Origin of the sequence: Bradyrhizobium nanningense, from assembly GCF_004114535.1 — a bacterium.
Lineage (GTDB): Bacteria > Pseudomonadota > Alphaproteobacteria > Rhizobiales > Xanthobacteraceae > Bradyrhizobium > Bradyrhizobium nanningense.
The window spans coordinates 147,767-164,327 of sequence record NZ_LBJC01000030.1 but is presented as its reverse complement, the minus strand read 5'-3'; the positions used below and the strand labels follow the sequence as shown (position 1 = coordinate 164,327).

General features: G+C 65.0%; 18 protein-coding genes. 10 read left to right on the top strand and 8 right to left on the bottom strand.

Annotation, left to right across the window (positions count from 1 at the left end; translation table 11 throughout):
* Positions 1 to 2 precede the first annotated feature (2 nt).
* The 3 genes from XH84_RS25690 to XH84_RS25680 are packed head-to-tail and all read left to right on the top strand — an operon-like array spanning position 3 to position 2,840.
* Positions 3 to 1,268 carry an NAD(P)/FAD-dependent oxidoreductase gene (locus XH84_RS25690; protein ID WP_128920191.1) on the top strand — a complete coding sequence of 422 codons (1,266 nt, stop codon included), beginning with the start codon at positions 3 to 5 and terminating at the stop codon, positions 1,266 to 1,268.
* Positions 1,269 to 1,277: 9 nt separating this feature from the next.
* Entirely contained in the window at positions 1,278 to 2,021 is a 744-nt protein-coding gene (locus tag XH84_RS25685) for an aspartate/glutamate racemase family protein (protein WP_128920190.1), read from the top strand.
* Positions 2,022 to 2,060: 39 nt separating this feature from the next.
* Positions 2,061 to 2,840, top strand: a complete 780-nt coding sequence (locus tag XH84_RS25680) for an SDR family NAD(P)-dependent oxidoreductase (RefSeq protein WP_128920189.1) — start codon at positions 2,061 to 2,063, stop codon at positions 2,838 to 2,840.
* Positions 2,841 to 2,992: 152 nt separating this feature from the next.
* Here XH84_RS25680 and XH84_RS25675 read toward each other — a convergent pair whose 3' ends face one another.
* The 4 genes from XH84_RS25675 to XH84_RS25660 form a co-directional block, all read right to left on the bottom strand.
* Positions 2,993 to 3,787, bottom strand: coding sequence for an IclR family transcriptional regulator (locus tag XH84_RS25675; protein ID WP_128920188.1), 795 nt, complete (start codon positions 3,785 to 3,787; stop codon positions 2,993 to 2,995).
* 19 nt (positions 3,788 to 3,806) lie between these two features.
* Positions 3,807 to 5,540 carry an FAD-dependent oxidoreductase gene (locus XH84_RS25670; RefSeq protein ID WP_128920187.1) on the bottom strand — a complete coding sequence of 578 codons (1,734 nt, stop codon included), beginning with the start codon at positions 5,538 to 5,540 and terminating at the stop codon, positions 3,807 to 3,809.
* A 7-nt stretch (positions 5,541 to 5,547) separates the two neighbouring features.
* Positions 5,548 to 6,762 carry an ABC transporter substrate-binding protein gene (locus XH84_RS25665; RefSeq protein ID WP_128920186.1) on the bottom strand — a complete coding sequence of 405 codons (1,215 nt, stop codon included), beginning with the start codon at positions 6,760 to 6,762 and terminating at the stop codon, positions 5,548 to 5,550.
* 200 nt (positions 6,763 to 6,962) lie between these two features.
* A complete protein-coding gene (locus tag XH84_RS25660; RefSeq protein ID WP_128920185.1) occupies positions 6,963 to 8,450 on the bottom strand; it encodes a glycosyl hydrolase family 79 N-terminal domain-containing protein in 1,488 nt (495 codons plus the stop codon).
* 341 nt (positions 8,451 to 8,791) lie between these two features.
* Between XH84_RS25660 and XH84_RS25655 the strand changes: the two genes are divergently transcribed.
* The 4 genes from XH84_RS25655 (at position 8,792) to XH84_RS25640 (ending at position 11,508) form a co-directional block, all read left to right on the top strand.
* Positions 8,792 to 9,253 (top strand): Hsp20 family protein, encoded by a 462-nt coding sequence (locus tag XH84_RS25655; protein WP_128920184.1) that lies wholly within the window; start codon positions 8,792 to 8,794, stop codon positions 9,251 to 9,253.
* 78 nt (positions 9,254 to 9,331) lie between these two features.
* Positions 9,332 to 9,823 carry an Hsp20/alpha crystallin family protein gene (locus tag XH84_RS25650; protein ID WP_128920183.1) on the top strand — a complete coding sequence of 164 codons (492 nt, stop codon included), beginning with the start codon at positions 9,332 to 9,334 and terminating at the stop codon, positions 9,821 to 9,823.
* Positions 9,824 to 9,910: 87 nt separating this feature from the next.
* Complete coding sequence (locus tag XH84_RS25645; protein WP_128920182.1) at positions 9,911 to 10,246, top strand: hypothetical protein; 336 nt, start codon at positions 9,911 to 9,913, stop codon at positions 10,244 to 10,246.
* Positions 10,247 to 10,401: 155 nt separating this feature from the next.
* Entirely contained in the window at positions 10,402 to 11,508 is a 1,107-nt protein-coding gene (locus tag XH84_RS25640; protein WP_128920181.1) for a trypsin-like peptidase domain-containing protein, read from the top strand.
* Positions 11,509 to 11,813: 305 nt separating this feature from the next.
* On the opposite strand, the gene XH84_RS40030 is transcribed toward XH84_RS25640, so the two are convergent.
* Positions 11,814 to 11,990 carry a hypothetical protein gene (locus XH84_RS40030; protein ID WP_164936352.1) on the bottom strand — a complete coding sequence of 59 codons (177 nt, stop codon included), beginning with the start codon at positions 11,988 to 11,990 and terminating at the stop codon, positions 11,814 to 11,816.
* Positions 11,987 to 12,205, bottom strand: a complete 219-nt coding sequence (locus XH84_RS25635; RefSeq protein ID WP_128920180.1) for a hypothetical protein — start codon at positions 12,203 to 12,205, stop codon at positions 11,987 to 11,989. Before XH84_RS25635 ends, XH84_RS40030 begins: the two co-directional genes overlap by 4 nt.
* 210 nt (positions 12,206 to 12,415) lie before the next feature.
* Between XH84_RS25635 and XH84_RS25630 the strand changes: the two genes are divergently transcribed.
* Positions 12,416 to 13,213 (top strand): fumarylacetoacetate hydrolase family protein, encoded by a 798-nt coding sequence (locus XH84_RS25630; protein ID WP_128920179.1) that lies wholly within the window; start codon positions 12,416 to 12,418, stop codon positions 13,211 to 13,213.
* A gap of 147 nt (positions 13,214 to 13,360) precedes the next feature.
* Positions 13,361 to 13,747: a hypothetical protein gene (locus tag XH84_RS25625; protein WP_128920178.1), complete on the top strand. Its 387-nt coding sequence runs from the start codon at positions 13,361 to 13,363 to the stop codon at positions 13,745 to 13,747.
* A 64-nt stretch (positions 13,748 to 13,811) separates the two neighbouring features.
* Here XH84_RS25625 and XH84_RS25620 read toward each other — a convergent pair whose 3' ends face one another.
* Complete coding sequence (locus XH84_RS25620) at positions 13,812 to 14,663, bottom strand: HpcH/HpaI aldolase/citrate lyase family protein (protein WP_164936351.1); 852 nt, start codon at positions 14,661 to 14,663, stop codon at positions 13,812 to 13,814.
* A complete protein-coding gene (locus tag XH84_RS25615) occupies positions 14,663 to 15,160 on the bottom strand; it encodes a MaoC family dehydratase (RefSeq protein WP_347338760.1) in 498 nt (165 codons plus the stop codon). The genes XH84_RS25620 and XH84_RS25615 overlap by 1 nt, the downstream gene beginning before the upstream one ends.
* 187 nt (positions 15,161 to 15,347) lie before the next feature.
* On the opposite strand from XH84_RS25615, the gene XH84_RS25610 reads away from it, so the two are divergent.
* The gene (locus XH84_RS25610; protein ID WP_128920176.1) at positions 15,348 to 16,514 is read left to right on the top strand and encodes an acyl-CoA dehydrogenase family protein; all 1,167 of its coding nucleotides are present in this window, start codon (positions 15,348 to 15,350) and stop codon (positions 16,512 to 16,514) included.
* Positions 16,515 to 16,561 lie beyond the last annotated feature (47 nt).

Below are 16,561 nucleotides of genomic sequence, written 5' to 3'. Positions count from 1 at the left end.
CGATGGCGGGCGGTCGCCACGTTGCGATCATCGGCGCCGGCGCGGTCGGGGTGATCAGCGCCATCGAGGCGCTGCGCGAGGGCCATCGCGTCACGCTGATCGATCCGGGCGAGCCCGGCGGCGAACAGGCAGCGAGCTACGGCAATGCCGGTTGGCTGTCGTCGCACTCGGTGATCCCACCGGCCGAGCCTGGCATCTGGAAGAAGGTGCCGGGCTATCTGATGGACCCGTTCGGCCCACTTGCGATCCGCTGGTCGTATTTGCCGAAGGCGCTGCCCTGGCTGATCAGATATCTGCTCTCCGGCTGGACCGCGGCGCGGGTCGAGACGACGGCCTTTGCGCTGCGTGATCTGTTGAAGGACGCGCCGCTGCTGCACCGGAAGCTTGCCGAAGAAGCCGGCGTTCCGGAATTGATCGAGCGCAACGGCGTCATGCACGTGTTTCCGTCGCGCGGCAATTTCGACAACGACCTTGGGTGGCGCCTGCGCAAGAAGGTCGGTGTCGAATGGCTGGAGCTTTCCGCCGACGAGATGCGTCAGCGCGAGCCTGATCTGCACCCGCGCTACACCTTTGGTGTAGTGGTGGAGGAGGCTGGCCGCTGCCGCGATCCCGGCGCTTATGTCGCAGCGCTCGCCAATCATGCGATCGCGAGCGGCGCCAAGCATGTGCGGGCCAAGGCGACCGGTCTGAAGCTGTCCGGCAACAAGCTCGTGGCCGTCGTCACCGAGACCGGCGAGATCGCTTGCGATGCGGCCGTCGTCGCGGCTGGCGCCCGCTCGAAGCAGCTCACCGCATCGCTCGGCGATCCCCTGCCGCTGGAGACCGAGCGCGGCTATCACGTCATGATCGAGAATCCGGAATCGGGCCCGCGCAGCTCGATGATGGCGTCCGATGCCAAGATGGTGGTGAACTGGACCAACAGGGGCCTGCGCGCGGCCGGCACGGTCGAAATCGCGGGCCTTCAGGCCGCGCCGAACTGGAAACGCGCGGAGATCCTGCGCGACCATCTCATCAGCATGTTTCCCAAGCTGCCGAAAGACATTCCGGCCTCGCGCATAAAAACCTGGTTCGGCCATCGGCCAAGCATGCCGGATGGACGACCCTGCATCGGCTATGCGCGCGCCTCGCGCGATATCGTCTATGCTTTCGGCCATGGCCATGTCGGCCTGGTCGGTTCGGCCCGGACCGGCCGCCTTGTCGCGCAGCTCCTCAGCGGCAAGCAACCGGAAATTCCGCTTCTTCCCTTCGCGCCCGATCGTTTTCTCTGAGGTCGCAACATGACCATTTCAGCCAACGCGTCATCCCGAATCGCCCGTGGCGGCAAGGCCATCTATGGCGCGCCGCTCGGCATCTTGATGCTGGAGGCGCGCTTCCCCCGCATTCCCGGCGACATGGGCAACGGCACGACCTGGCCCTTTCCCGTGCTCTATCGCGTGGTGAGCGGGGCCTCGCCGGAGAAGGTGGTGCTGAAGGGCGCGGCCGGCCTGCTGCCCGACTTCATCGATGCGGCCAAAGATCTGGTGCGGTTAGGGGCCGAGGCGATCACCACCAATTGCGGCTTTCTCTCGCTGTTCCAGAAGGAGATCGCGGCCGCGGTCGGCGTTCCCGTCGCGACCTCGTCGCTGATGCAGGTGCCGTGGGTGCAGGCGACCCTGCCGCCGGGCAAGCGCGTCGGTCTCGTCACGGTGTCGGGCTCGACCCTGACGCCGGCCCATCTCGAAGGCGCCGGGGTGCCGCTCGACACGCCGCTGGTCGGCACCGAGAACGGCAAGGAGTTCTTTCGCGTCCTGATCAAGGCCGAGAAGGACGACATGGACGTCGCACAGGCCGAGCGTGACGTGGTCGAGGCCGGCAAGCAGCTCGTCGCCAAAAATCCCGATGTCGGCGCCATCGTGCTCGAATGCACCAACATGCCGCCTTATGCGGCGGCGCTTCAAGCCGAGGTCGGGTTGCCGGTTTATGACATCTATTCCATGATCACCTGGTTTCACGCCGGACTGCGCCCGCGCGTCTTTGCGTGAGCGCGTCCGCGAGACCGTCACAAGTCCTGGAGCGAACCCATGAAATTATCTGGTAAGGTCGCCGCCATCACCGGCGCCGCACGCGGCATCGGAAAAGCCTGTGCGAAGAGACTTTTGGACGACGGCGTCAAGGTCGTGATCTCCGACATCGATGCCGAGGGCCTTGCCGCGACGGCCGCCGAGCTGGGCCGGCCGGATACCTTGCGCGCCGTCGTCGGCAATGTCGCCAAGCGCACTGATGTTGACCTGCTCGTCGCCACCGCCGTGAAGGAGTTCGGCCGGCTCGACATCATGGTCAACAATGCCGGCGTCGCCCGCAACCGCGACATCCTCGACATCACCGAAGAGGAATTCGACGAGATCATCGGCATCAACCTGAAGGGCGCGTTCTTCGGCGTGCAGGCGGCCGCCAGGCAGATGATCGCGCAAGGTGGCGGCGGCGTCATCATCAACATGTCGTCGGTGAATGCGCTGCTCGCGATCCCGGCGCTTGCGACCTACGCGATGTCCAAGGGCGGCATGAAGCAGCTCACCTCGGTCGCCGCAGTCGCGCTCGCCCCGCACAACATTCGCGTCGTCGCGGTCGGGCCGGGCACGATTTTGACCGACATGGTGGCGTCGTCGATCTACACCTCGGAGGACGCCCGCAAGACAGTGATGTCACGCACGCCGGCGGGCAGGGGCGGCGAGCCGAGCGAGGTGGCCTCCGTTGTCGCGTTCCTCGCCAGCGACGATGCCTCCTACATCACCGGGCAGACGATCTATCCGGATGGCGGAAGGCTCGTCCTGAACTACACGGTGCCGGTGAAGGAGAAGTAGGAGGAGGTCGCCCCACACTCGCTGTCGTCGCCCGGCTTGACCGGGCGATCCAGTACTCCGAGACAGCAGTGATAGAACCGATGGGCTGCGGCGTACTGGATTCCCCGCTTTCGCGGGGAATGACAGTCGTTGTGAGGCGAGCAGTATTCCTCTCACTCCGCCGCAACATTGATCCCGTGACCGAGCCGCTTCGAGATGCCGCCGGCACAATCCCGCAGCGCATGCGCGATCGGGCTGTCCCAGCGCGCGTCGAACGTGCCCTCAGGCCCCATCGCGGTGATGACCAGCGCGACATGGCCGGAATGGTCGAACACCGGGGCGGAGAAGGCATTGACGCCGGGCAGGGGATCGCCGAGGGCGCGGGCAAGGCCCTGCTTGCGCACCTCGGTCAGCATCTCCGCGACCTTGGCGCCCTTCACCGCGCGCTTGGGATTGTAACCGACGCCATGACGGTCGAGGCCGCTCTCGAGCGCGGCGGCAATCGTCTTCTCCGGCAGGAACGCTGCGAACGCCCGGCCGGTCGCCGTCTCCAGCAGCGCCATCACGGAGCCGACGCGCATGACGATGTGAACCGGCTGGGCCGGCTCTTCGAGCTGGACCACGGTCGGCCCTTGCGTGCCCCACACTGCGAGTGAGACTGCATGTCCGATCTGGCTCGCCAGCGCGGCGATCTTCGGCCTTGCGATGCGCACGCCGGAGAGGCGGCGGAGGCTGATCAGGCCGAGCTCCAAGGCCAGTGCGCCGATCTCGTAGCGGCCGGTGGTCTCGTCCTGCTCGATCAGGCCGATGCGCGAGAAGCTGGCGAGGTAGGGATGCGCCTTGGCCGGCGCCATGCCGGCCTCGCGCGCGAGGTCGCGCAGCATCATCGGCTCGCCGCACCGGGCGAGGGCCCGGAGCAGTTCTCCGCCGACCTCGATCGACTGGATGCCGCGGCTTTCCCTCTTCATGCGCCTCCTGGCGTCTGGCTTACGCCGCGTCGCGCTTGGCGGCGCTGTCGGCGAGATGACGGCCGGCAATGTAGCCGAAGGTCAGTGCCGGCCCAAGCGTGATGCCGGCACCGGGATAATTTCCGCCCATGATGCTCGCCATGTCGTTGCCGGCGGCATAGAGCCCAGGAATCACCCGGCCCTCGGCGTCGAGCGCCCGCGCGTTCGCGTCGGTGACGATGCCGGCATAGGTGCCGAGATCGCCGATCACCATCTTGATGGCATAGAACGGGCCGTTCTCGATCGGCGCGATGCAGGGATTGGGCCCGTGCATCGCGTCGCCCTGGTAGCGGTTATAGGCCTTCGAGCCCTTGCCGAAGGCGGCGTCGTGGCCCTGCGGCGCCGTCGCATTGAACTGTTTGACGGTCTCGACGAAGGCCTTGGCATCGATGCCGGCCTTCGCCGCCAACGCCTCCAGCGTATCGCCGCGCATGAGATAGCCGGTCTGGAGGTGATGACCCAGCGGCATCGGGAAGGGCGGCACGCAGCCGAGGCCGTATTTGCGCAGCGTCGTGTGATCGCAGACCAGGAACGCGGCGATCTCGTCGCCAGGCCTGGCCGCCTTGACCATGGCCTGGACGAAGTCGTGATAGGAATTGCCTTCATTGGCAAAGCGCTTGCCGTCGCGCATTACCGCGATCACGCCCGGCTTGGCGCGGTCGATGAAATGCGGCATCACGCCCTTCGATCCGTCCTTGCGCGTGGTGAGCGACACCGGCACCCAGGCCGCCGCGTTGGGCAGGCGATCCTCGACTCGCCCGCCGGCGGATTCTGCGAGACGCAGCCCGTCGCCGGTGTTGCCGGTGGGCCCCGGCGAATAATGCTCGTTGCCGGTCGGCGCGTGCGGGAACATCTTCTTGCGCCGTTCCGCGTCATGGGGAAAGCCGCCGCAGGCGAGCACGATGCCCTGGCGCGCGCGAACACGCACGTCGCGTCCCTCGCGCGAAACGATCGCGCCGGTCACGGTGCCGTTCTCGACCGTTAGCTCGCGCATTGGCGAGGACAGCCACATCGGAATTTTGAGATCGAGCGCGGATTTGGCGAGGCGCCCGGCGAGCGCATTGCCGTTGGTCAGTGTCATGCCGCGGCCATAGCGCAGCACGTCCATCAGGTGCCGCGACAGCCGCTTGGCGACGTAGACCGCCGAGGTCAGCGACTTCGTCACGCGCATGAAATGGATGATCTCCTTGCCGCTTCCCAGCATCATGCCGAACACGGTGAGCTCGGGCAGCGGCATGCCCAGCGTCTTGATGAGGTCGCCGAGCTCGCGGCCGTCGAACGGACGCGTCACCATGGAACGGCCGCCCTGTGCGCCGCCCGGCGCCTCCGCGTGATAGTCCGGAAACACCAGCGGCATGTCGAAGCGCAGCGCCGTCTTGGTGGTGAAGAAGTCGACCGCCTCGGGGCCGGCCGACAGAAATGCATCAACGCGTGCCGCATCGTAATTGTTGCCGGCCTCGTGCCGCAGGTAAGTGCGGGCTTGCTCCGGCGTTTCCGCAATGCCATAGGCCTTCGCCAGCGAGGTGCCGGGAATCCAGAGCCAGCCGCCGGAGCGGGCGGTGGTGCCGCCGAAGCGCGGCTCCTTCTCGACGATCAGCACGTCGAGGCCGCGGGAGCGGGCGGTGATCGCGGCCGACATGCCGGAGCAGCCCGATCCGGCCACGAGCACATCGCACTCGTAGGTTTCGCTTGCGCTATGCTCGTTGCCGGTCATCTGAACCTCACTTTTTGAGCAGCGGACATTTGGACTCGGAGACCGGGCGGAAGGCGTCTTCGCCCTTCACGGTCTTGACGATGTCCAGATAGTCCCATGGTTCCTTCGATTGCTCGGGCGATTTGACCTTGGCGAGGTACATGTCGCGGATGACGCGGCCGTCCTCGCGCAACTTGCCGCCATGGACGAAGATATCCTCGATCGGCAGCTCGCGCATCTTGGCCATTACCTTGGCGGGATCGTCGCTGCCGGCGGCCTTGATGCCTTTCAGGTAATGCAGAACCGAGCCGTAGACGCCGGTATGGATCATGGTCGGCATCACCTTGGTGCGCTCATAGAACTTCTTGGACCAAGCGCGCGTCGCCTCGTCCATATTCCAGTACGACGCCGTCGTCATATAGGTGCCCTGCGCGGCTTTGAGGCCGACCGCGTGCACGTCGGTGTCGAACATCAGCAGGCCGACCAGCTTCTGGCCGCCCTGCACCAGGCCGAACTCGCCGGACTGCTTGATCGCGTTGTCGGTGTCCTGGCCGGCATTGGCGAAGGCGACGACGTCGGATTTCGAGCTCTGCGCCTGCAACGCGAAGGAGGAGAAGTCCGCGGTATTGGTCGGATGCTTGACGCCGCCGAGCACCCTGCCGCCCATCTCGTTGATGAAGCGGGTTGCGTCCTTCTCGAGCTGCTGGCCGAAAGCATAATCGGCCGTGATGAAGTACCAGGACTTGCCGCCTTCCTTGATCACGGCGGAGGCCGTCACCTTGGACAGCGCGTAGGTGTCGTAGGTGAAGTGCACGGTGTTCGGACTGCACAGCTCGTCGGTCAGCGAGCTCGCGCCGGGGCCGGAGAGCAGGGCAATCTTATTGCGTTCGCGCACCATGTTGTGCACGGCGATCGCGATGCCGGAATTGGGGATGTCGACGACGGCGTCGACCTTGCCGTTGTCGAACCAGCCGCGCACGATCTGCACGCCGACATCGGTCTTCATCTGGTGATCGGCGCTGATGATCTCGATCGGCTTGCCGAGCACGGTCGGCCCGAACTCCTCAACCGCCATCTTCGCGGCCTCGACCGAGCCCGGTCCTGAGTTGTCCCGGCCCCAGCTCGACAGGTCCGTCAGCACGCCGATCCGCACCGCGTCGTCGGAGACTTGCGCGGTCGCCGCTGTCGTCATGGCCGCCGACGTCATGGCCGCGAGCATGGCGCAGGCCAGAAGCCCTCTCATCGTTGTTTCCTCTCTTTTATGGGCCGCACGGCGCGGCCGATCGCTCTGGAGGTAAATTAGATATATACAAATAAGTTTGTCAATGACGAACTGGTTGGGCGAGGAGAGGCGGAACTTCTTCAACCCCGCCGATCATCAGGATCGCCGTGACGCCGAGGCGCCGGAAAAGCGGCGCGCGACGGCCTCGAGTCCTGCCCACCTCAACGGCAAGCGGCAGCGCCGGGCATCACCAGGAAGGTGATGCTCGCTGGCGGCAGGCGGACCCGACCTGCCGCCGTCGCGCGCGCTTCGAAGCGGGGCAGGTCGTCGTCGTCCGACAGCGAGAGGCTCTTGCCGTTCAACTGCACGCTGATGTCTTGCAGATGATCCGCCCGAAGCGTGTAGCGCGCGGCCGAAACGGCCAGCGTCACGGAACGTGACTTGTGTCGCGACGTGTTGATGAGAAGCACGGATGCCGCACCCTTTGTCGCGGCATGGCAATGTGCATAGACGTGGAGGCCGGCTGTCGAGGCCACGTCCGGATCGAGCACGGTCGATCCCATCAATCGGCGCCAGAGCAGGGCGCCCCAGTAATTTGGCCGCGGGCGAAAGGTCCTTTCGTCAAGCAAGCCGTAGTCGCTCGCCGCGAGCGTGTTGTGCATGACGACCTGCACGCCGGCCTTGGCAAGACGGCCGAGTTGATCGAGATAGCGGAACGTGTCGAGGAAGGTCGCATCCCACATGTTGCCGCCGCAGGCGGCATTCGCCGTCTCCGTCAGCCAGATCGGCTTGCCCGGCTCGAATGCGTCGCGCAATCTGCGATAGATGTTCAGCGTGGCGTCGGTCCGCGACAGCCAGTCTTCGGACAGCGCCTGCACCGGATCGTCGTGCGTGCCGCAGCGAGCCGAGAGCGTGTTGTAGTGATGATAGGAGACGCGATCGAGCCCAGGCCCCGTCGCGGCGAGCAGGTCGCGCGTGCGAATGCCGCTGGATGAGGACGCGGACTCGCTTGCGGAGCCCGGACCGGCGATGAGGGTCTCCGGTGCCGAGCGCCGTATCCAGTCGCGAAAGATATTGAAGTCGCGGCCATAGGCCATGGCGTCATATCCCGGCGGGGGGCCGTTGATGGCCGCGAGGGTCGGCTCGTTCATGAATTCGACGGCGGCGATGCGGCCACCCAGTTGGCGGGTCTCGTCAATGAGACGCTGCGCCTGGGCCGGCCTCCACGCGCCGTCCGGGCCACGGCTGCCGGGACTGACGGCAAAGGACGTCACGATCTCCGCATCGACCGCACGGGCAAAATCGACGACGCCACGCCATTGCGCGCGGGTGAGCACGCCGTTGAAGCCGGCGGGTGGCGCGGATTCCGCAGCGTCATTGTCGGCGAAAAACGTCGCATTCGCCCAGGTGCCGCTGACGCGCATGTAGGCGGGCCCCAGCGCCGCGGCGAGCCGGCGCAGCCGCTGGTTGGAGAGATCAACCGGTGGCCGATAAGCGTAGCGATCACGACGCATGTCCTTCTGCGCGTAGGGCTTCCAGAACCGGCCGCCGGTCACCTCGACCATCTCGACATTGTAGGACTGGAAGCGGGCGTCGATCGTGCCTGATACCTTCATGCGTGCAGGCGTGATCATGTCCGCGCCATCGCCGGCCCCCAGCGACGTCGCGCCGAAGAGCAGCGCGAAGCCAATTCTCCGGAATGTCTGCATGGCACGGGTGCCTGCCAATGAAGGCCCTGCCGAACGAGTTCCCATCCTGTTCGACGGGGCAAGGCTATTTCTACGCCTGGTGCGACACAGCTAAATGGCCGGGGATCGTCGAAACTCTTGGTTCGGCAGGCTACCCCTGGGAGAGGTCCGGCGGCCGCAAAATTTTTTCTGGCTGGCCTCTTGAAACCAACTTTCCATTTTCTAAGTCGTTTTTCGCCGCGAGAGCGGTGTGCCGGACGCCAGATCGGGTCCGGTGCGGGCGCCGGGCCGGTCTTCGGACCCCGTCTGAGACCCCGTCCTGCGCTCCTTCGTATCCATCTTGCTCTCAGGAGGACTTGGTTATGAGGACCAGTTTCGACTTCGCGCCCCTGTGGCGTTCCACCATCGGCTTCGATCACCTGGCCGACCTCGTCGACAGCACGCTGCGCCAGGCGACCGAGGACAATTATCCCCCCTATAACATCGAACGCTCCGGCGAGGACCATTACCGGATCAGCCTTGCGGTGGCAGGCTTCGGCGCCAGCGACATCACGGTGACGGCCGAACAGAATGCGCTCACGATCGAGGGCAGGAAACCCGAGACCGCCGCGCGAGAATATCTGTACCAGGGCATCGCCGCACGGCCGTTCCGGCGTGTGTTCAACCTTGCCGACTATGTCCAGGTGAAGCAGGCTTCGTTCCAGGACGGACTGTTGATCATCGACCTGGTCCGCGAGGTTCCGGAAGCGATTAAGCCGCGTCGGATCCCGATCGCGGGTGCCGCGCCTGCGGCCTCGCAGATCGAGCAGAAGAAAGCTGCTTAAGCTTCCGAGCAAGCGAGGTGGCGGAGCGCGGCGCGCCACACGTGGGCCGCGCTTCCCCGATGCATGAAGGAGAGAACCATGGCTTTTCGTGATCTCATTCCCTGGTCAGGGAAACAGGAGCTTAGCCCTGCGCGCGACAATTTCGATCCCTTCCTGACCCTTCACCGCGAGATGAACCGTCTGTTCGACGACGTCTTCCGCGGCTTCGGCGGGACCAGCCTGTCGCCGCTGATGGAAGGCCGCTTCGGCTGGCCGAGGGTCGAGCTCAGCGAGACCGACAAGACGCTGACCGTCTCGGCCGAGCTTCCCGGCCTCACCGAGAAGGAGGTCCAGGTCGAGATTGCCAATGGCGTGCTGACTCTCCGCGGCGAGAAGAAGGCGGAGCGCAACGGCGAAGGCAGATACTTCACCGAGCGTTATTACGGCGCTTTCGAACGTCAGATCCCGCTAGAGGGCGTCGAGGAGGACAAGGCCGAGGCATCGTTCAAGAACGGCGTCCTGACCGTGTCGCTGCCGAAATCCGAGAAGGCGCGCGAAGGCGTCAAGCGCATCGCGATCAACACGCAATGAGTGAAAGCGGGACGGCGGCGATGACCGCCGCCGTCCAAACGTCAACAAGCCCGTCCCTTGGAAAGGAGCATGAGGGGAGGTTCACCAATGACCAATGTCAATACCAACACCGGCACTCTCAATCCGCTGTTTCATCCCGCGGCCCATTACGACTCGCCCGCCGACGTTCTGAATGCGGCCGAGCTCTCTCCGCCGGAGAAGCGGATCATCCTGTCGTCCTGGGCATCCGACATGTACGCGGTCGAGTCCTGTCCCGCTCTGCGTGAGATCCCCGGAATGAGCCACACGGTCCGGCTCGCCGACATCCTGGCCGCCCTGCGCAAGCTCGACGGCGACAATGACAACGACGATCCGCCGCGCGGCGGCGGCGTGCCGATGCGGCTGCGGCGGCCCTGGGCCGCCGCCGAGGGGCGAAGCCCATGATGCTCACGCAGACCGTTCTGGGACTCGTGCTGCTCGGCCAGGCCTCGGCGGCCTTCGCCGCTCCGTTTCTCGCCATGCAAGGCTGGCTCCTCGCGTCCCACGACGAGTGAAGCCACCCCGTTCTCCGATATCCATACAACGCGGCAGGAAGAAAGATGAATGCTGTGCGTCCGCTCTTGCTGGCGATGCTGGTGATGACGCTCACGGCGTTACAGCCTGCTGCCGGCCAAATCCCCGACATGAAGACCGGCGGCTCGGTGCCGACACTGGCGCCGCTGGTGCGCCGGGTGACACCCGCCGTGGTCAACATTTCCGTGCACGGCCGCGTGCGCGAGGACAATCCGCTCTATCGCGACCCGCTGTTCCGCGAGTTCTTCGACGTTCCCCGGCAGATCGAAAAGGAGGTCAGCGCGACCGGCTCCGGCGTGATCGTCGATGCCGAGCGCGGTTATGTGCTGACCAACAATCACGTGGTCGAAGGCACTTCCGCGGTCCAGATCACGACCAAGGACGGCCGGCAGTTTTCCGCCAAGGTGGTCGGGCGCGATCCGCCGACCGACGTTGCAGTGCTTCAGATCCAGAACCCGGCGGGCCTCAAGGCGCTTCCCTTCGGCGACAGCGATGCGCTCGACGTCGGCGATTTCGTGCTTGCGATCGGCAATCCCTTCGGCCTCGGCCAGACCGTGACCTCCGGCCTCGTCAGCGCGCTGGGCCGCACCGGTCTCGGCAAGCAGGGCTACGAGGATTTCATCCAGACCGATGCCGCGATCAATCCAGGCAATTCCGGCGGAGCGCTGGTGAGCCTGCGCGGCGAGCTGGTCGGTATCAACTCGGCGATCATCTCGCCTGCGGGCGGCAATGTCGGCATCGGCTTTGCCATTCCGGTCAACATGGCGCGCAAGGTGATGGAGCAGATCGTCGTGAGCGGCCGCGTCGAGCGCGGTCGCATCGGCGTCTCGCTGAAGGACCTGCATCCGTCGATCAACAAGGGACTGAACCAAGGCGCCGTCATCGCCGAGATCGTGGCGGACTCGCCCGCCGAGAAGGCCGGCCTGCGCAAGGGCGATATCGTGACCGCAGCCGACGAGCGCCCGATCCGCACCGCCGCCCAGCTCCGCAACACGATCGGCCTTGCACGCGTCGGCGAGGAGGTGAGGCTCACTCTGCTGCGCAACGGTGCGCCACTCACCGCCACCGTGCGCGTGGCGCCGGCGACTGAACCGAGCAGCGCGCTTGCAGGCCCCAATCGCCTCGTTCGTTAAAGCATGATGGGATGAGGCTTGATTGCCGCGATGACGGAGGTGCACTCCCTCTCCCGCTTGCGGGAGAGGGCTGGGGAGAGGGTGTCTCCTCAATGGGACAATCTCCAAGAGGAGAAAGCCTTCTCCCGGCGCGCGGGACGATGCTTCGCATCGCCCGGGACGCGCCGACCTCTCCCGCAAGCGGGACAGGTGAACGAGCCCGCGGCAATCGATTCAACCTAAAGCTACTCCGCTCTAGATCGCAGTCCGCCAAAAGGAAAGTGGCTCGCCCCTGCAGCGGTCATAGACCGCATGCTCTCCCCTGCTCAGGCGGCGCGGTCATCCGGCCCGCCTTGCAGGTCGCGGATCAGCCGACGCTCGCGCTCGATGCGCTGCCGATAGAGCTCGCGCTCATGCTCGGTCTTCGCGCTTGCAAGCAGCAGCTCGTAGTGGCCGATCACCTTTTCGCTGCCGCGAATGAGCAGGTCCCGCTGACTGTTCATCGCGCCAACCCGATCGCATCGGCCGGCAGTCCTGAGGCGCGGAAGCCGACAGGGAAAGTCGCTGCGGTCAGCGCATCGAGCGCCGACTTCTCTTCTGCCAGGCGTCTCTCGATGAAATTGCGCTCCAGCTGCGACAGCCTTGTCTTCAGCAGCCGTCGATAGCGGTGAATGTTGTTGCGGTGCGCACGTATGCGGGCCAAATTCTCATCGAGCATCGTCGTCTCTCCAGACGGTCGCGTTGGGTCCTTTGATCTTTCGAGGGTGAGAAAGTGCTTTCTCGGTGAAAGAAATATTCAACGCGAAACCGCTGTCAAGATGTTCGAAGCTCGCACCCGGCCATCCCTGTTGCGGGCACGCTGAAGATCGACTATCAGCCGGAGCGGCGCGCTTGACGCGGCCCAACGACAAGGAGGGGAGCCCCTGCAATGAAACGGACCTCACCGACGCGACGCGATCTGCTTGCAACCGCAGCGGTCGCGACCGCGGCAACCATGGCGGACGTCGTTCCGGCCCCAGCGCAGGCCGGGCCCAAGCCGATCTTTCCGGTGCCGATGGTGACCATCCCCATCGTCGGCGAGAAAGAGGTGTTCCAGGTCCGGCGTATCTACTGCATCGGGCGCAACTATGCGGCACATGCGATCGAGCGCGGCTCGGATCCGAACCGCGAGCCGCCGTTCTTCTTCCAGAAGCCGACCGACGCGATTCAGAACGTCGCGATCGGCGAGGTCGCCGATCATCCCTATCCGTCGTTGACCAAGAACTATCATCACGAGGTCGAGCTGGTTGCCGCGCTGAAATCCGGCGGTACCAATATCACGGTCGATAAGGCGCTCGACCACGTCTATGGCTACGCGCTCGGCCTCGACATGACCCGGCGCGATCTGCAGAACGGCATGGCGGCGGAGAAGAAGCCCTGGGAGATCGGCAAGAGTTTTGACCACGCCGCGGTGCTCGGCCCAATCCATCCGGCCAGCAAGACCGGCCATTTCGAGAAGGGCGCGATCTCGCTGGCCGTCAACGGAACGGTCAAGCAGAACTCGGATCTCAGCAAGATGATCTGGAGCGTGGCCGAGCAGATCGCAAAGCTGTCGGAAGCGTTCGAACTGAAAGCCGGCGACATCATCTATTCCGGTACGCCGGAAAATGTCGGTCCCGTCGTCAAGGGCGACGTGCTGCTATGCAAGCTCGAGGGCCTGCCGGACATGTCGATCAAGATCGTGTAGCTGCAAGCTGCCGCTGCAACCGCCGGTTGGCGGCGGAAGCTCTGCGACGGCGGAGTTCCACCCGCCGATTGCCTTTTGTTGGCCGGCAAGCGAACCTCGTGCGGCCATAATTGAGAACGAGTGAATTCCCGCGAGGGAGGCGCTCCGATGACCAAAGCTCTGATTACTGCTGTCGCAATGCTGGCCTGTGTGCCCGTGAGCGCGGTTGCGCAGGAGCGCGCCGGTGATGCAGCGCTCGGCGCGGTATCCGGCGCGGTCGTGCTGGGACCGGTTGGGGCGGTCGCCGGAGCCTTGATCGGCTACACCGCCGGACCTTCGATCGCCCGATCCTGGGGCATGAGAGGGTCGCAGTCGGCCGGACACCGGCGGCCGCCGCGCCGCGCGGCCGCGACCAGGAGCCCGCCAGGCACGCGCGAGGCGATGGCAGCCAACGGTCAAGTGAGAGCAGCCGCCAATCCGGCTCCGCCGCCGGTTCAAGCTGCGCCCGCCGTGCCGGCGCAGAGCTCGACGCCGCCCGTTCAGGGCTTCGACTGAGACCGCGGCTTCGAGCGGTCGCCTTCGGCCGCAGCCGGTCGACGTGGCGGGCTTGCGCCCCGAACTAGGGCTGGCCGAGGATCTTCTTCGCGGCGCGGAGATGCGGCCTGTCGATCATCTGGCCGTCGAGCCGCAGCGTGCCGGAATTCGGATTGCTGGCGAACGCCGCAATCACCTTCTCCGCCCAGGCCCGTTCGGCGTCCGTCGGCTCGAACGCCGCATTGACGATATCGACATGCTTGGGATGGATCAGCGCCTTTGCCGAAAAACCGTCGCGCCGCGCGGCGCGTGTCTCCTGCTCGAGGCCGGCGAGGTTGTCGATGTCGGTATAGACGGTGTCGATCGGCGCGACCTCGGCCGCGGCCGCTGCCATCAGGCAGAGATCGCGTGCGAGACGATAGGGGCTGTGGAACACGCCACCTGAGGCTTTTGCGGTGGCGCCGAGCGAAGCCGAGAGGTCTTCCGCGCCCCACATCAACCCGGCGAGGCGAGGGGAGCAGCCCTTGTAGCTGCCGAGGCCGAAGATCGAGCTTGCCGTCTCCGTCGCGACGCAGACGATGCGGGTCGTGCCGACCGCGATACCGGATGCAGCTTCCAGAGCTTCGAGCCAGGTCGCGACCAGGCGCACGTCGTCGCCACCCTGCGATTTCGGCAGCACGATGCCGTCGGGCCTGCCGGGCAGCACCGCGGCGAGATCGGCCAGCGTCATGCCGGTATCGAGCGCGTTGACGCGAACATAGAGCTGGTGCGGGCCGGGACGCTTCCTCAGCATCGCCAGCGTCAGGGTGCGGGCTTCCGGCTTCTTCTCGGCGACGACGGAGTCTTCGAGGTCGATGATCAGAGCGTCGGCCTTGCCTTCGCTCGCCTTCTCGAATTTGCGCGGGGAATCGCCCGGCACGAACAACATCGAACGCATCAGACCGGCCTCTTGTGCATCATCGCCATGCGGCGGCATTTGCCGACGATCTCGTCATTCTGGTTCAAGGCATGGTGCTCGAACTCGACGATGCCCGCTCTCGGGCGCGATTTGGATTCCCTCAACGAAAGCACCTTCGTCGTCGCCCGCAAGGTATCGCCATGGAAGACCGGTTTTGGAAACGTGACGTCGGTCATGCCGAGATTGGCGACGGTGGTGCCCAAGGTCGTATCATAGACCGTCATGCCGATCATGATGCCGAGGGTGTAAAGGCTGTTGAAAATGCGCTGGCCGAACTCGGTCTTTTCGGCGAAATGGGCGTCGATATGCAGCGGCTGCGGGTTGAGCGTCAGCAGGCTGAACATGGTGTTGTCCATCTCCGTGACGGTCCGGGTCAGCGGATGCCTGAACTCCTGGCCTACGGAAAAGTCTTCGAAATAAAGTCCGGCCATCGCGGTTTCCTCCCTGCGAAATAACGGGCGCGCTCCTGGCGTCATGCCGCATGAGCCTATGCATCGTAGACACAGTTGATGGACAAATTCACGTATCTGTACCCGGGGTTTTCGAGCTAAAGAACGCAGGCGAGGGCACGTCGCGGCGCAACAAGCGGCCACGGCCCTTGCGGGGGGAACGCGAGAGACGGGAGATGGCGCGGTCGCGGCTCCCAAGAAGGGGATCAAGATCATGGATTTCGCGCTCACCGATCAGCAGGAAGCCATTCGCGATGCCATCGCCAAGATCTGCGAAGGCTTTCCCGATGCCTATTGGCTGAAGAAGGACCACGACGGCGGCTTCCCGCACGACTTCCACAAGGCGCTGGCGGATGCCGGCTGGCTCGGTATCTGCGTGCCAGAGGAATATGGCGGCTCGGGGCTCGGCATTACCGAAGCTGCGATCATGATGCGCACGATCGCGGAATCCGGCGCCGGCATGTCCGGCGCTTCCGCGGTGCACATCAACGTGTTCGGCCTCAACCCCGTCGTCGTGTTCGGCACCGAGGAGCAGCGCAAGCGCATGCTGCCGCCGATGGTCGAGGGCCGCGAGAAGGCCTGCTTTGCTGTCACCGAGCCCAATACCGGCCTCAACACCACGCAGCTCAAGACCCGCGCGGTCGCCAAGAACGACCGTTACGTCGTCAACGGCCAGAAGGTGTGGATCTCGACCGCGCAGGTCGCGCACAAGATCCTGCTGCTCGCACGCACCACGCCGCTGGAGGAAGTGCGCTCGCCGACCCACGGCCTCAGCCTGTTCTACACCGATTTCGACCGCAACAGGATCAAGGTCCACGAGATCGAGAAGATGGGCCGCAAGATCGTCGATTCCAACGAGCTGTTCTTCGAAGATTTCGAGATCCCGATGGAGGATCGGATCGGCGAGGAAGGCAAGGGTTTTCAGTACATCCTCGAAGGCATGAACCCCGAACGTATCCTGATCGCGGCCGAGGCGGTCGGCCTCGGCAAGCTGGCGTTGGCGCGCGCGACCGAATACGCCAAGACGCGAATCGTGTTCAATCGCCCGATCGGCAAGAACCAGGGCATCCAGCATCCGCTCGCGGTGAACTGGGTCGAGCTCGAGGCGGCCTGGCTGATGGTGATGTCGGCGGCCTGGCAATACGACAAGGGCATGCCCTGCGGCGCCGCGGCCAACGCCGCAAAGTACCTTGCGGGCGAGGCCGGTTTCTCGGCTTGCGAGCAGGCCGTGATGACCCATGGCGGCTTCGGCTATGCCAAGGAGTTTCACGTCGAGCGTTATTTGCGCGAAGTGCTGATCCCACGCATCGCGCCGGTCAGCCCGCAGCTCGCGCTCAGCTTCATCGCCGAAAAGGTGCTGGGGCTCGCCAAATCATATTAGGCTCGGCGCCCGGGAAAGATCGCGATGAATCTCGCTCACCGCCGCTA